13 protein-coding genes are annotated in these 13677 nt (G+C 72.4%); 5 read left to right on the top strand and 8 right to left on the bottom strand.

The window, feature by feature from the left end:
- Positions 1-94 precede the first annotated feature (94 nt).
- The gene (locus ACIBCT_RS36825; protein WP_399196629.1) at positions 95-493 is read left to right on the top strand and encodes an ArsR/SmtB family transcription factor; all 399 of its coding nucleotides are present in this window, start codon (positions 95-97) and stop codon (positions 491-493) included.
- A gap of 134 nt (positions 494-627) precedes the next feature.
- Positions 628-846: a DUF2277 domain-containing protein gene (locus ACIBCT_RS36820; protein ID WP_399196628.1), complete on the top strand. Its 219-nt coding sequence runs from the start codon at positions 628-630 to the stop codon at positions 844-846.
- Between the two features lie 495 nt (positions 847-1341).
- Here the strand turns inward: ACIBCT_RS36820 and ACIBCT_RS36815 are convergent, their stop codons facing one another.
- The 5 genes from ACIBCT_RS36815 to ACIBCT_RS36795 all read right to left on the bottom strand — a co-directional run bounded on the left by ACIBCT_RS36815 (position 1342) and on the right by ACIBCT_RS36795 (position 8931).
- Entirely contained in the window at positions 1342-1512 is a 171-nt protein-coding gene (locus ACIBCT_RS36815; protein WP_399196627.1) for a hypothetical protein, read from the bottom strand.
- A 247-nt stretch (positions 1513-1759) separates the two neighbouring features.
- Positions 1760-3832, bottom strand: a complete 2073-nt coding sequence (locus ACIBCT_RS36810) for a Xaa-Pro dipeptidyl-peptidase (protein ID WP_399196626.1) — start codon at positions 3830-3832, stop codon at positions 1760-1762.
- A 100-nt stretch (positions 3833-3932) separates the two neighbouring features.
- Positions 3933-4970 carry a glycoside hydrolase family 6 protein gene (locus ACIBCT_RS36805; protein WP_399196625.1) on the bottom strand — a complete coding sequence of 346 codons (1038 nt, stop codon included), beginning with the start codon at positions 4968-4970 and terminating at the stop codon, positions 3933-3935.
- The gene (locus ACIBCT_RS36800; RefSeq protein ID WP_399196624.1) at positions 4967-7189 is read right to left on the bottom strand and encodes a galactose oxidase-like domain-containing protein; all 2223 of its coding nucleotides are present in this window, start codon (positions 7187-7189) and stop codon (positions 4967-4969) included. Before ACIBCT_RS36800 ends, ACIBCT_RS36805 begins: the two co-directional genes overlap by 4 nt.
- On the bottom strand, positions 7186-8931 hold the full coding sequence (locus ACIBCT_RS36795; protein ID WP_399196623.1) for a glycosyltransferase family 2 protein: 1746 nt from the start codon (positions 8929-8931) through the stop codon (positions 7186-7188). Before ACIBCT_RS36795 ends, ACIBCT_RS36800 begins: the two co-directional genes overlap by 4 nt.
- Positions 8932-9106: 175 nt before the next feature.
- Between ACIBCT_RS36795 and ACIBCT_RS36790 the strand changes: the two genes are divergently transcribed.
- From ACIBCT_RS36790 to ACIBCT_RS36780, 3 genes are read left to right on the top strand one after another with little or no spacing between them, the layout of a single operon-like run.
- The gene (locus ACIBCT_RS36790) at positions 9107-9754 is read left to right on the top strand and encodes a pyridoxamine 5'-phosphate oxidase family protein (RefSeq protein WP_399196622.1); all 648 of its coding nucleotides are present in this window, start codon (positions 9107-9109) and stop codon (positions 9752-9754) included.
- 10 nt (positions 9755-9764) lie between these two features.
- Entirely contained in the window at positions 9765-10409 is a 645-nt protein-coding gene (locus tag ACIBCT_RS36785) for a DNA polymerase beta superfamily protein (RefSeq protein ID WP_399196621.1), read from the top strand.
- Entirely contained in the window at positions 10406-11170 is a 765-nt protein-coding gene (locus tag ACIBCT_RS36780; RefSeq protein WP_399196620.1) for a DNA polymerase beta superfamily protein, read from the top strand. Before ACIBCT_RS36785 ends, ACIBCT_RS36780 begins: the two co-directional genes overlap by 4 nt.
- Before the next feature lie 9 nt (positions 11171-11179).
- Here the strand turns inward: ACIBCT_RS36780 and ACIBCT_RS36775 are convergent, their stop codons facing one another.
- The 3 genes from ACIBCT_RS36775 to ACIBCT_RS36765 all read right to left on the bottom strand — a co-directional run bounded on the left by ACIBCT_RS36775 (position 11180) and on the right by ACIBCT_RS36765 (position 13646).
- Positions 11180-12376: an MBL fold metallo-hydrolase gene (locus ACIBCT_RS36775; RefSeq protein ID WP_399196619.1), complete on the bottom strand. Its 1197-nt coding sequence runs from the start codon at positions 12374-12376 to the stop codon at positions 11180-11182.
- Positions 12377-12469: 93 nt separating this feature from the next.
- Positions 12470-12766 (bottom strand): thiamine-binding protein, encoded by a 297-nt coding sequence (locus tag ACIBCT_RS36770; RefSeq protein WP_344906591.1) that lies wholly within the window; start codon positions 12764-12766, stop codon positions 12470-12472.
- A 103-nt stretch (positions 12767-12869) separates the two neighbouring features.
- Positions 12870-13646 (bottom strand): MOSC domain-containing protein, encoded by a 777-nt coding sequence (locus tag ACIBCT_RS36765; RefSeq protein WP_399196618.1) that lies wholly within the window; start codon positions 13644-13646, stop codon positions 12870-12872.
- Positions 13647-13677: the final 31 nt, after the last annotated feature.

The raw sequence follows: 13677 nt of genomic DNA, 5'->3' as shown, positions 1-13677 counted from the left end.
CGGGGGTGACGCGGGGACGGGCTCCCCGGCTCACGGTCATACGATAAACGACGTACTACGAGAGATGTCAAACTACGATCGTTCTCGTACAATCATGACGACCCGCGAGAAGGGAGACCGCGTGCCGACCGCCCCCGCCGCCAGGACCCTGGACCACCCCGAGCCCGGCGAGATCACCCTGGAGGGCGTGCTGCACGCGCTGTCCGACCCGATGCGCCTGCAGATCGTGCGCTTCCTGTGGCCGCTGGAGGAGGACGAGGAGGCCCCCTGCTCGGCGATCGACCTGGCGATCACCAAGTCGACCACCACCCACCACTTCCGGGTGCTGCGCGAGGCGGGCGTGATCAGGCAGGTCTACCGGGGCACCGCCAAGATGAACGCGCTGCGGCGCGGTGACCTCGACGCGCTCTATCCCGGCCTGCTCGACGCGATCCTGACCGCCGACGCGACCCGGCGCGAACGCGAGGAGCCGCTCGCCCGCTCCCCCGCGTGACCCCCGGCCGGGGCTCCCGGCACCTCCCGTGCCGGTGCCGCCGGAATCCGCGGACCCATCGAGAGGGCGGGCGGTGCGCCGGGCCGGGGCGAGCCGGCGGGCGAATCGTCGGTGGCGCGCAGTACCGTCCTGGCATGTGCCGGAGTATCAAGACCCTTCGTGAGCCCTACGTCAGCGACGTGACCGAGGAGGACGTACGAGCCGCCGCGCTCCAGTACGTCCGCAAGATCTCGGGATTCCGTGCCCCGTCGGCGCGCAACGCCGAGGCCTTCGACAGAGCCGTGGAGGAGGTGGCCGCGGCCACCCGGACCCTGCTCGGCGACCTGCGGCTGAAGCAGGTCGCCCGCGACTGACCGGGGCTCCGGGCACCGCGGCCTCCACCACCGGGCCTCGGCCACCGGGGCTCCGGACACCTGGCCTCCGGATGGCCGGGGCCTGGACATCCGGCCCCGAACACCCGAGTCCTGAACGTGCAGGCCCTGAAGATCCGGGTCCGGAACACGGGCCCGGAACGCCGGAAGCCCGGCATGCGCGCAGGCATGCCGGGCCGTGGACGGTCATGCCGGGTCCCGGCCGGTGATGGCCGGTGGGCCGATGATGCCCTATCGCCTCCGGTCACGGCCGGTATCGAACCCCGAGCGATACCGACCGGCGCACAGGACCGGGGCCCGGGTCCGCTGACGCCTGCCCGGACACGGCGGCGGTGCCGCCCGTCCGAAAGACGCCGGCGCCACCCGTCCGGCACGGCGCCGTCTGCCGGACCTAGCGCCGGTCACCCGGGCCTGGCGCCGGTCACCCGGGCCTGGCGCCGTTCGACGAGCGTGGCGCCGGCCACCCGGGCACGGAGGTCACCCGCGCGTGTTCGAGGAGCCGAACAGCCTGCTCGCGAACATGATCACCACGCCCACCAGGCCGATGATCAGCGCCCACTTGATGAGCGTGAACAGGAAGCCCAGAACCGAGCCCAGCAGGAGGAAGGCGATCACCACGGCCGCCACGATCAACAGAATTCGTCCCATGCCCCCACGCTAGGCCCCGCCGCCGCCCGGCGGCAGGGCCCGGCGCCGATGTCAGGGACAAGCCAGGGTTCCCCCTCAGGGTGGCCCGGACCCCACCGAGGACGCGCCGGGGACGCGTCGGGGACGCGTCGGGGACGCGTCGGGGCGGGGGCCGGGCTCCGTCGGCCGGCCACCCCGCCGTCCGAACACCGCCGTCCGAACACCGTCGGCCGGACGCCGTCGGGCGACCGTCGTCAGCCGGCCACCGTCAGCGCAGCACCGACCGGCCGCCGACCAGGGGCAGCCGCACCGAGGTCCGCGCGGGCTCGACCGAGACGCCGGTGCCCGGGGGCAGCCGCAGGGTGAAGTCCCGGTCGGTGGACAGCAGCACGACGCCGATGCGGTGACCGGCCTTGAACACGTGGTCGTTCGGCTGCAGGTCGAAGCCGAAGTCGTAGAAGCGGCCCTCGCGCAGCAGGTCGGTGCGGGAGGCGGAGTGACGGTTGCGGACGTCGATCCACCCCCGCGTGATGATCTTGTAGGGGGCGGTCACCGTGACGTGCTCGGCCAGCCGCGCGCACCCGGTGTCGCCCGCCACGCCCTGGCCGTAGCAGACCGGGGTGTCGCCGTAGACGACGTCGCCGTAGGCGCGGGCGTCGGTGCCGTAGTCCACCAGCAGCGCCGTCAGGTAGGGCGAGCGCCCGCCCTTGAACGAGGCCCGTACCGAGATCTCCGGGGTGCCGGACAGGCGCGTGTCGCGGGTCAGCGGGGCCGAGAGGTAGGCCAGGCGGTTGGGGTCGGTCGCCTCGGCGTTCTCGGCGAGCAGCTCGGCGGTGCGGACGCTCTGGTCGACGAAGGACTCCACGGCGCGGTCCCGGGAACGGCCGACGTCCAGGGTGCCGTTACGGCCGCCGGAGCCCGGGGCCAGGTGGAGCCGGACGTCCTCGGTGCCCGGCAGCGGCCACGAGGCGTGCCGTTCCCACCGGCCCGGCCCGGACTCCACGTCGGCCTGGGGCTCGTTCATGATGCCGTTGGACAGGCCGTACAGGTGGTGGTCGAACCAGTGGTGCAGCTGGCGCAGCCACTCGGCGTTGCGCCCGGCGTAGGAGAACGGGTTGAAGTGGCCGCCCTGGTGGAGCCAGATCTTGCGGGGCACGTTCCGCTCGGCGAGGGCGTCCCACCACTGCACGGCCTGCTTGGTCTTGACGTTCCAGTCGTTGAGGCCGTGCACCAGGAAGACGGCCGCGCGGACCTTGCGCACGTCGTCGAGGTAGTTGCGCCGGTCCCAGAAGTCGGAGTAGTCGCCGGTGACGCGGTCCTGTTCGCGTTCGATCGCGTCGACGAACGCGCCGCAGGCCTTCTGGGCGTCGGCGCGCGTCAGCACGTAGCGGGCCAGCACGTCGGCGTCCTCACCCTGGTAGCCGCCGGGGGCCAGCACGCCGCCGTTGGCGCGGTAGTAGTCGTACCAGGAGGAGATGGCCGCGATCGGCACGATCGCCTTGAGTCCCTTGACGCCGGTCGCGGCGACCGCGTTGGGCAGCGTGCCGTTGTAGGAGACGCCGATCATGCCGACGTTCCCGGTGGACCAGCCGGCCTTGACCTCGTTCCCGGCGGCGTCGAAGGCGCGGGCGCGGCCGTTGAGCCAGTCGATCGCGGCCTTGGGGCCGGCGGTCTCGTTCGGCAGGCCGGTCGTGGGACAGCCGGTCGCCCGTCCCGAGCCCAGGTTCTCCACCAGGACGACCGCGTATCCGCGGGGCACGAAGTAGTTGTCGTAGTAACCGCGGAAGGGCGGGGCCTCGGCGCGGGCCACGTCCAGGCCGTCGACGCCGAACATCTCGTCGCGCAGGTCGTCGAACTTGTTGCGCCGGTACTCCATGCCCGCGGGGTCGGAGCCGTCGAGGTCGACGACGTGGTTGGGCACGTCGTTGCCGCCGGCGTAGTAGGGGCTCGCCTCCATGATGACCGGCACCTTGAGGCCGGAGGCGGTCGCCCTGGGACGCATGATGTCGGCCGCGACCCGGTCGGGCAGCCCGTCGGCGTCGCTGTCGACCCCGGCGACCTCGACGAACACCGTCTCGGTCAGCGCGTCGGCGCGCGAGTGGACCGGCTGGGTCTCACCGTCGCGGACCGCGGGCGCGGCCGTCGGCGCGGTGACCGGTGCGGTGGTCGGCGCGGCCGTCGGCGCGGTGACCGGCGCCGCCGCGGCAGGGGCGCCGGCGACCGGCGTCCCGGGGAGCGGTGGATCGGCGGGCGACGCCGCGGCGGGCGACGCGACGGCCGGAAGCACGGCGAGCGGCACGGCGGCCACCGTCGCGGCGACGATCATCTTCCATCTGTTCATCAGGAAGGCTCCCAGAAGGTAGCTGAATATCTGACTACTCCGGTCAATCTCCTGCGAAGCAATCTTGACCTGCAAGATCGAAGGTATAACGAATGAGCGGCTATCCCGCGTTACGCGCGAGTTCCAGCGCGTATTCGGGGAACCAGTCGCCCGCCCTGGGCTCCCCGCGGTGGCACTCACCGTCCGACTCTCCCGGTCGCTTGATCCACAGGAAGGCGTCCACCCGTTCCCGGCCGGTCTCGGTGGTCGGCTCGGTGCCCAGCGCGCGTCCCTTGGGGTTGCACCAGGCGTCGTCGCCGTGGGCGTCGCGGACGGGGCCGTTGCCGTTACGGGAGGTGTCGATGACGTAGTGGGCGCCCCCCAGCCCGTCGGAGAGCCTGCGGGCGACGGCGACGCTCTCCTCGACGGTGAAGAAGTTGCTGACGTTGAAGGCGAAGCCGTCGGCCTGAGGGACCCCGGCCCTGCGCATGGGCTCGGCCCAGTCGTCCGGGTTCTTGATCCAGCCGGCGTTCCCGGCGTCCACGTAGACCTTGGTGGCGGGCTGCCTCTTGAGCGTCTCCACCGCGCCGCGGAGCAGGTCCAGGCGCTCACCGGCCTGGCCGCCCCGGGTGCAGTTGTCGAGGATGTGGGCCAGCGCGTCGGGTTCGACGATCACCCAGGCGGGCCGGTCGCCGATGCCCGCGGCGAACCTGCCGATCCAGGCGCGGTACTCGTCCGCGCCCGCGGCGCCGCCCGCGGAGAACCGCCCGCAGTCGCGGTCGGGGATGTGGTACGCCACCAGGACCGGTATGCGCCCCGCCTGCCGGGCCTTGGTCGTGATGTCGGCGACCCTGCCCTGGGGGTCCTGGTCGCCGATCCAGATGGCGTTGGGACGGTCGGCGATCCGGCGGATCAGCGCGGCCTCCTCGCTCTTCCCCTCCCCCTCCAGCCTGCGGACCTCCTGGGCGGCGGCGCTGTCGGGGTCCACGTAGAAGCCCGTGCCCGCGGGGCTCTCCGGGGAGGCCGGGGGCGCGGAGGAGGCGGCCGTGGCGGGCGTGCCGGATCCGGACGCGCCCGGACCGGCCGGGCCGGGGTCGGCCGCGCAGGCCGCCGTGGCGAGCGCGAGGGCCAGCGCGACGGCGAGACCGTACCTGTTCATCGAGTACCTCCGGCGTGCGGACCCCGGGACCGTTCCTGGGGAGGGGAAGTGACGGGACGCCGTGCGGCGTCCGCGCGGGTCCCCGTGGGAGTCGCGGGGGTCGTGGAGGTGTCCGCGCGGGTCTCGGCGGGGGTCCGCACGGGGGCCTCCGCGGGTGACTCGGCGGGCGTCCTGGTCCACGGGTCCGCCTGCCGGCGCGACCGCGGCTCCCCCTGGACGCGGACCCAGCGCGCCGGGGACGGCGTGCCCCGCTCGGTGACACCGAACAGCATGTACCACCCCGGAGGGACCAGGGCGGGATTGGAGGGAATCGTCACGATGATGCCGCTCTTCACCCGGATGAAGTTCAGCCTGATCGAGCGCTGCTCCACGTCGGTGACGTGGGTGACCGCGCTCGGGCGCATCAGCCGCACCTCGCGGATGCGGGCGGCGTCGGGGGTCTGGAAACCGGCCCGGCGGCCCGGTCCCACGCTCTCGCGCCCGCCGGTGAACACCGGCGCCTTCTCCCCGTTGTGCAGGTAGGTCGGGGTGTAGATCTCGATCCGCTGGTCGAAGGTGCCGGGGAGCGACCCCACCTCGTCGGCGAAGAGCGGGTCGGACCCCATGCTGAGCACCCGGCCGTCGGGCAGCAGCAGTCCCTCGGCGTGGTAGTTGCGGCCGACCGCGGGAGAGGCGGCCTCGTGGAAGCGGTTGGTCGCCGGGTGGTAGACCTCGGCGCGCAGCACGTCGCTGGCGCCCCGGCCCCGGTAGTCGCCGGAGCCGTTGAAGGAGAGCACGGTGTCGTCGGGCAGCAGCACGGCCGACGGGTAGCGCACCGGGTGCGACAGGTCGGGGCCGCGCACGTAGCGGGGGCTGGCCTCGTTGAGGTCGACGATGGCGGTCCTGGCGGTGGAGTTGGGCAGGCCCGGCTGGCGTTCGCCGACCGGCCCGCCGCCCATCACCATGACCCGCTGGTCCTGGGCGGGCGGCAGCAGCACCGAGGCGCCGGTCTCGTTCAGCTCCGGCTGCGGCAGGCCCGGAACGGGGGTGAACGCCTCCGTCTCGTCCGGCGCCAGGCCGCCCACCCCTCCGGGGGTCCTGACCAGGCGGTCGGTGTCGCGCCGGTAGTCCCAGATGCCGGGCGGGCGCAGAGCGAGCTGCCCGGGGCCGTATCCGGCGCTCATCCCGGAGAAGAACAGCATGTCGTCCTCGAGCAGGAACAGCGCCGGGTAGGTCGGGAAGAAGCGCTTGGGGCCGGGCCTCCAGGTCTTGGTCCTCGGGTCGTAGATCTCGTTGTCCCGGGTGATCTGCCCCACGGTGTCCAGGCCGGAGACCGTCATCACCCTGCCGTCGGGCAGCTCGGTCATGGTCGGGTACCAGCGCCCCTCGGCCATGTCCTGGACCTTGTGGTAACGCTCGGTCACGGGGTCGAACTCGTAGGCGTCCTTGATGCCCTGGAAGTCCTGCTTCTCCAGCGTCATGCCGCCGCCCATGGCGTACAGGTCGCGTTTCTGGCGGCCCTTGAGGCCCTGGATCCCGTACTTGACCGAGCCGGGCCGCGCGGTGAGCACCCCGGCGGCGCCCTCGGTCACCGCCTCGGCGAAGACCTTGGTCTCGCTGGGCCTGATCCGCACCTTGCCCGGCACACCGCTCTCGATCTTCCTGGCGGGCGGCACGGTGACGTGGTCGAGGGTGCGGTAGACCTGCCCTCCGGGAGCGGTCAGCAACGTACCGGGGTGGAAGTCCCTGGGCCTGGCGTCGGGGTTCTCGTTCTTGATGACCAGGGCTCCCGCGGCCCGCTTCACCTTGGACTTCAGCACCTCGAAGCGCTTGGTGCCGCCCGCGATGAGGAGCCGGCCGTCGGGCAGCGCCACGTGACCGGCGCAGAAGAAGTCCACCGGGGTGTCGACGAGCTTGAACTCCTCGGGCCGGCCGGGCTTCGACGGGTCCCACAGCACGGTCTTGAAGGTGCCCTTGTCGAAGTTCGCGGCGTTGTTACCGGAACCGGCGACGATGAGCACCTTGCCGGTGTGCAGCAGCGCGGCGTGGATGGCGTTGACCTTGAACCTCTCCGGGACGTCGAGGAAGGTCCAGTGGCCGTGGGTGGCCTTGTAGTCCGGCCGGTTGATGCTGTAGTCGTGCCACTGCCGGGTGGCGAACCCCGCGACGGCGGGCAGGTTGACGGCCAGGATCACGGCCACCACCATCAGGCCGGCCAGGTTCTTGCGCAGGCGGCTCACGAGCGGACCTCCCCTGCGGCCTGCGCACCGGCCCGGGCGCCGCGCAGGCCCCAGGCCCACATGACGAGCGGTCCGGTGCAGATGACCAGGGCGAGGATCGCCCACAGGGTCATCACCAGGTGGACGTGACCGGTCCAGAACACGGTCAGCAGCAGCCCTCCACCGAAGATCGCCGCCCACCACAGGTGGATGCGGAACGTGGCGATCTGGTCGGGGCTGGCCGAGTCGCCCTTGGGGGTGACCACGAACTTGCTGGGCCTGCGCAGCGCGGCGCCCAGCAGGGAGGTGACGTAGACGGGCGCCGACAGCGCCGACATGACCATTCCCGCGACCCCGGAGGAGCCCTCGGGCTCGTGCGGGCTGACGTTGTGCCGCCGGTTCCAGGTGTAGAGCATGACCTGCAGCAGCGCCGCGTCACCGTACAGCATGAGCCACATGTCCATGGGCACGGTGACCCCCGAGCCGCCGACGGCCATGAACAGGGTCGCGCTGAGACCGGCCAGCAGCCAGTTCAGCGCGGACATCGGGTAGAACGTCACCATCAGGGTGTAGTTGAAGAACCGTCCCGGTGACAGCCGGGGCGCGGCCCTCCAGAACTGGGTGAGCAGCGTCTCGTAGGTGCCGCGGCTCCAGCGCAGCTGCTGGGTGAAGAAGTCGGTCCACGACGACGGCCCCTCGCCCACGGCCAGCACGTCGGGGGTGTAGACCGACATCCAGCGCTCGCCGGTCCGCGGGTCGCGGGCGCGGTGGAACTCGATGCCGGTGGCCATGTCCTCGGTGATCGAGTCGTACAGGCCGCCGATCTGCTTGAGCGCGCGGATGCGCACGGCGTTGTTGGTGCCGACGAACATCGGCGCGCCGTACAGGTTCCCGGCGCGCTGGATCAGCGAGTGGAACAGGAACTGCTGGCTCTCGGCGGCCTTGGTGACGCCGGCCTCGTAGTTTCCGTACACCTGGGGGCCGACCACGAAGGCCACCCTCGGGTCGCGGAAGTAGCCGAGCATGCGCTCGCAGAACTCCGGGAGCGGGACGTGGTCGGTGTCGACCGAGACGAAGAAGTCGTACTCGTCGCCGTGCGCGTCCAGCCAGCTGTTGTAGTTGCCGTGCTTGGTCCTCGCCCGGAACGCGCCCTTGGCCTGGTTCCAGTGGGGCACGCCCTTGCGGCTGAAGTGGTGGACGCCCAGCCAGTCGCAGAGCTCGTGGATGTCGGGGTCGTCGCCCTCGTCGAGCAGCCAGACGTCGAACACCCCGTCGTGGCGGACCTTCAGCGCGGCGGACAGGGTCTCCCTGACCATCTCCAGCGGCTCCTTGCCGGGGACGCAGGTGGTGATGAACGCCACCCGGGTGCCCGGTTCGGGCGGAACCGGGACGGGGTCTCGCGCCGCGAGCATGGCGTGCACGTTGGAGACCACGCTGACCAGGCGGAAGACCTCGATCAGCGCGATCGCCACGAGCATGACGCGGTCGGCCACCGGCAGGTACCACGGGAGCGCGCCGTAGGGGTCGGGCCGGACGGTCCAGTGGTCGGGCTGCAGCAGCCAGATCATCAGGGTGAACTCGACCAGGAGCGCGGCGACCATCAGCAGCACCGCCCGCACCCGGTGCGGCTCGGTGGCCAGCAGGGAGCGGTAGCGCACGCGGTACGGGGCTCCCGGGTCCGGTTCGGTCACCGGCCCGGCCAGCCTGCTGAACCTCTCGTAGTCGTAGGGAACGGTTCTCGCGGCGTCGGCGGGGGCGCTCATCGATCCAGCGACCTCGCAGCGCGCGAAGACAAGCCCAGCACTGTTCCCCCAGGTAGATCGCGTAGGCCGCTCCGCTCCACGGAAAAGTCAACCGCGGCCCGCGTGGTGATAAATCGCGACACATCATATTGCGGCCGGTAAGTAAGATCGCCCCGCCGGGGACTAGCCTTGTGCCATGGCCTCCCCCGACACCCACGAACCCGGCCGGATCGTCACGATCACCTCGGAGGAAGGGCTCCGCCGGGTCACCGGCGAGCCCTCCGAGGCCGTGCTGCGCAAGGACATCGGCCGCCTCGACGAGCACGCGCGCACCTTCATCGGCGCCTCGCCGTTCGTCCTGCTGGCCACCTCCGGGCCCGACGGCACCTGTGACGTCTCCCCCCGGGGCGAGGAGGCCGGCGGGGTGCTGGTCCTCGACGAGCACACGCTGGTCATCCCCGACCGTCCCGGCAACCGCAGGATCGACAGCCTGCGCAACATCGTGGTGAACCCGAACGTCGGCCTGCTGTTCATGGTGCCGGGCACCGAGGAGACCCTGCGCGTCAACGGGCGGGCCCAGGTGGTCAGCCAGGCCCCGTACATGGAGCGGCTGAGCGTGCGGGGGAAGGTCCCGGCGCTGGCGATCAGCGTCGAGGTGCGGGAGTGCTTCTTCCACTGCTCCAAGGCGTTCCGCCGCTCGTCGCTGTGGCGTCCCGAGCGGTGGCCGGCCCGCGAGTCGCTGCCCACGCTCGGCCAGATCATGAAGGACCAGCTCTCCCTGGACGTGCCGGCCGAGCTGATCGACGAGGACCTGAACGCCGCCGCCCGCGACACCCTCTACTGACGGCACGGAAGTGGAACACGTCCCCGATCACCTGGTCCTGTCGGTGGTGGTCGGCTCGCGGGCGTACGGCCTGGAGGTCGACGGCTCCGACACCGACCGGCGCGGCGTCTTCGTGGCGCCGACGCCGCTGTTCTGGCGGCTGGACAAGCCGCCCACGCACGTCGAGGGGCCGCTGCCCGAGCAGTTCTCCTGGGAGGTCGAGCGGTTCTGCGGGCTCGCGCTCGAGGCCAACCCGACGGTGCTGGAGTGCCTGTGGTCCCCGGTCGTCGAGCACGTCACCCCGGTGGGCGAGGAACTGCTCGCCCTGCGGGACGCCTTCGTCTCCGGACGCGCCTGCCGGACCTTCGTCGGGTACGCCGACGCGCAGTTCCGGCGCCTCGACCCGGAGCGGCCCCGCTGGAAGCAGGCCATGCACATGATCCGCCTGCTGCTCAGCGGCCTGCACCTGGTCCGCCACGGCGAGCCGCTGGTCCGGATGGACGCCCACCGCGACCGGCTTCTCGCGGTGCGCCGGGGAGAGGTGCCCTGGGACGAGGTCGACCGCTGGCGCCGCGACCTGGTCGCGGCGTTCGGCGACGCGGGCGTGCTGCCCGCCGAGCCCGGCCGGGAGCGCGTGGAGGAGTTCCTGGTGCGGACCAGGCGGGCGGCGCTGTGACCGTCGTGCTGCCCTCCTGGCTGCCCGAGATCCCCGCCGGGCAGGCGTACCGGAGCGTCTTCGCCACGGTCAGCGGCGCGCACCTGTACGGCTTCCCGTCGGACGACTCCGACGTCGACCTGCGCGGCGTGCACCTGCTGCCGCTGGAGGAGATCGTCGGCCTGCGCACGGGCCCGGAGACCCTCACCCGCTCCTGGGTGCGCGACGGCGTCGAGGTGGACCTGGTCACCCACGACCTGGCCAAGTTCTGCCGCCTGCTGCTGCGCCGCAACGGGTACGTGCTGGAGCAGCTGCTCTCCCCGCTGGTGGTGGCCACCTCGCCGGTCCACCGGGAGATGGCCGCGCTCGCCCCGGGCTGCGTCACCCGCCACCACGCCGGTCACTACCTCGGTTTCGCCCGTACCCAGTGGCGGCTGTTCGAGCGGTCGGGTGAGCTCAAGCCGCTGCTGTACACCTTCCGCGTGCTGCTCACCGGCCTGCACCTGATGCGCACCGGGGAGCTGGAGGCCGACCTCACCCGGCTGCCGGGCGGCCCCGCGTACCTCGGTGACCTGGTGGCCGCCAAGCGCTTCGCCGAGCACGGCCTGCCGCCCGCGGACGCGCCGGGCCCCGAGCGGCTGGCGGACGACGTCGCCCGGCTGACCGCGCGGCTGGAGGAGGCGCGCGACGCCTCCCACCTGCCCGGCACCGCGCCGGCCGCGGACGCGGTGCACGACCTCGTCGTCCGCACCCGCCTGTCGGCCGGGCCCCGGGACGCCTGACGTCGCGGGTCAGAGCCTCGGGAAGGGCGACTCGTCGTTCGGCTCCCCGGCCTGTACGGGTTCCCGGGGAAGGGAGGACGCCGCGGTCCCGCCGCCGTGCAGCAGCTCCCACCAGCTCTCCAGCATGGGCACGTCCACGGTGTCGACGCGCTCGCCGGGACGGGGGACGGCGATGCGCACGCCGCGGGCCTTGGCCTCGTGCCACAGCCGGTCGACCGGCTCGGCCCAGGGGTGGGTGGCCAGGGCGAAGGTCGCCCAGTGGACCGGCAGGAGCAGCCTGCCGCCCAGGTCGAGGTGGGCGTCGACCGCCTCCTCGGGGTCCATGTGGATGTCGGGCCAGGCGTCGTTGTAGGCGCCGATCGGCATGAGCGTGAGGTCGAAGGGGCCGTGGGCCGCGCCGATGGCGGCGTAACCGTCGAAGTATCCGGAGTCGCCCGCGTAGAAGACCCGCTTGCCGCTTCCCGCGATCACCCACGAGCCCCACAGCGTGACGTTGCGGTCGAAGGTGCGGCCGGAGAAGTGCCGGGCGGCGGTGGCGACGAACCGCAGGCCCGCGACGGTCGCCTCCTCCTCCCAGTCGAGCTCGACGATCCGCGAGGCGGGCACGCCCCAGCGCTCCAGGTGGGCGCCGATCCCCAGCGGCACCAGGAACGGCGCGGTCTGCAGCGCGGTGAGGCGGCGGACCGTGGCGCGGTCGAGGTGGTCGTAGTGGTCGTGCGAGATCACGATCGCGTCGAGCGGCGGAAGACCGGCCAGGGGCACCGGCACCGGGTGCAGGCGGCGCGGGCCGGCCAGCTGGGTGGGCGAGGCGCGCCTGCTCCACACCGGGTCGAGGAGCACCCTGCGGCCCTCGATCTCCAGCAGCGAGGTGGCGTGGCCGTACCAGATGACGCTCAGTCCCGTCGGGGACGGCCCGCCGGACGGGGTGGTCACCACCGGGACCGGCGCGGCCGGGCGGCGCTCGACACGGTTGGCGAACATGTGCCAGAAGATCTGGCGCGCGCTCTGCGCCGAGGGCACGAAGCCGCCGGGCGTGGAGTTGCGGAAGACGCCGTCGTGGAACTGCGGCGAGCGGCGCATCCGCTCCAGGCGCTCGCCCTCGGCCCTGCCGCCGAGCTCGGCCGGGATGTCCTTCAGCACCCACCCGGCCGCGGCCAGTGCCGCCCCGCCCGCGAGGAGCCGCCCGATCGATCTGCTGCCCGCCATGTCGCCACACTCCTGGAGTCGTCCGTCCCTGCAGAACGATCCCGTCCGGCGAGGTGTTCCCGCGACGCCCCGGCGAGGCCGGAGCAGGGGCCGCTATCCGGCCAGGTGGCGTTCGACGGTGGCCACCTTGGCCTCCAGGCGGCCGGGCGATCCCTCGCGGATGTCGGCCTTGAGCACGAGGCTGACCCGGCCGGCCCGCGCCTCCACGGCCGCGACGGCGTCCCTGACGACGGTCATCACCTCGTCCCAGTCCGCGCCCTCGATCGTGGTGAACATGGCGTCGGTCCTGTTCGGCAGTCCGGAGGCGCGCACGACGCGCACCGCCTCGGAGACGAGCTCGCCGACGTCCTCCCCCGTCCCGATCGGAGTCACGCTGAACGCCACGAGCACCGACATGCCGCACCTCTCCCGAATCCTGAATCCCGAATCACGCACCCGAACCCCGCGGGCCTTCTCCGGAAACCTTAGCCCCGGCCCCGCGGCAGGCCCGGTGTCAGGACGGTCCGGCGGGCCGTTCTCCCGGGACCGGACCCGGGACGACGGTGACGTCGTCCCCGGGGCCGACGGCGCCGGGGCGGGTGACCCGCATGATCACGCCGAACCTGTTGCGGTGCTCGGCGATCAGCCACTTCTGCAGCTCGGGCCGGCGCTCGCGGCCCAGCGGGTCCCAGCTCGGCACGACGCACCTGACGCACGGGCCCGTGCGCTCGCCGGCGATCGAGAGCTCGGCCCCTCCGACGGTGATCACGGTGCCGGGCTCCCAGTCCTCCTCGTCGAAGGCGGGGGCGTCAACGTCCAGGTGCAGGTTGGGCCGGAACCGCTCCACCTCCACCGGCGTGCCGAGCTCCTCGCCCAGCGCGGCCAGGGACCTGTCGAAGGTGACCAGCACGGTCATCGACCGGTCGTGCTGCCCGTCGGCGGCGCGCAGGCTCAGCGGCGTGTTCAGCGACTCCGTCAGCGCGCCCCTCAGGCCGGGGGCGTCCCACTCCCAGACGGTCCCGTCCGGCGCGGTCAGCGCCGGCGCCCGCCCGTCGTCGCCGCTCAGGGACGCGGGCTCGCCCGCGTATCCGGCGCGCCAGTGCAGCATCTCCGGCCGGTGCCGTACGGTCAGCACCTTGCCCGCGTGGCTCTCGCGCTCGTCGACGAGCGCGTAGGCCCGGTCGCCGATCAGCCCCCGCCCGTCGAAGTGGCCCCGGCGGAGTTCCTCACCCCGCAACGACTTGACCGGCCACCGGAGAATCCGCTGGACGGTTCCAAAATAAGACGTCATAAGCTAAAAGTAGCGATCATGCAGTCATGAG

This window comes from Streptosporangium sp. NPDC050855, from assembly GCF_044456585.1.
Taxonomy (GTDB): domain Bacteria; phylum Actinomycetota; class Actinomycetes; order Streptosporangiales; family Streptosporangiaceae; genus Streptosporangium; species Streptosporangium longisporum.
This window is presented reverse-complemented; position numbering and strand designations above follow the sequence as displayed.

Bases quoted from the DNA above. Each gene is read 5' to 3' on its own strand.
- ACIBCT_RS36810 (WP_399196626.1), bottom strand. From the start codon at position 3,832: ATGAACAGATGGAAGATGATCGTCGCCGCGACGGTGGCCGCCGTGCCG.
- ACIBCT_RS36795 (WP_399196623.1), bottom strand. From the start codon at position 8,931: ATGAGCGCCCCCGCCGACGCCGCGAGAACCGTTCCCTACGACTACGAG.
- ACIBCT_RS36815 (WP_399196627.1), bottom strand. From the start codon at position 1,512: ATGGGACGAATTCTGTTGATCGTGGCGGCCGTGGTGATCGCCTTCCTC.
- ACIBCT_RS36805 (WP_399196625.1), bottom strand. From the start codon at position 4,970: ATGAACAGGTACGGTCTCGCCGTCGCGCTGGCCCTCGCGCTCGCCACG.
- ACIBCT_RS36820 (WP_399196628.1), top strand. From the start codon at position 628: ATGTGCCGGAGTATCAAGACCCTTCGTGAGCCCTACGTCAGCGACGTG.
- ACIBCT_RS36775 (WP_399196619.1), bottom strand. From the start codon at position 12,376: ATGGCGGGCAGCAGATCGATCGGGCGGCTCCTCGCGGGCGGGGCGGCA.
- ACIBCT_RS36765 (WP_399196618.1), bottom strand. From the start codon at position 13,646: ATGACGTCTTATTTTGGAACCGTCCAGCGGATTCTCCGGTGGCCGGTC.
- ACIBCT_RS36790 (WP_399196622.1), top strand. From the start codon at position 9,107: ATGGCCTCCCCCGACACCCACGAACCCGGCCGGATCGTCACGATCACC.
- ACIBCT_RS36825 (WP_399196629.1), top strand. From the start codon at position 95: ATGACGACCCGCGAGAAGGGAGACCGCGTGCCGACCGCCCCCGCCGCC.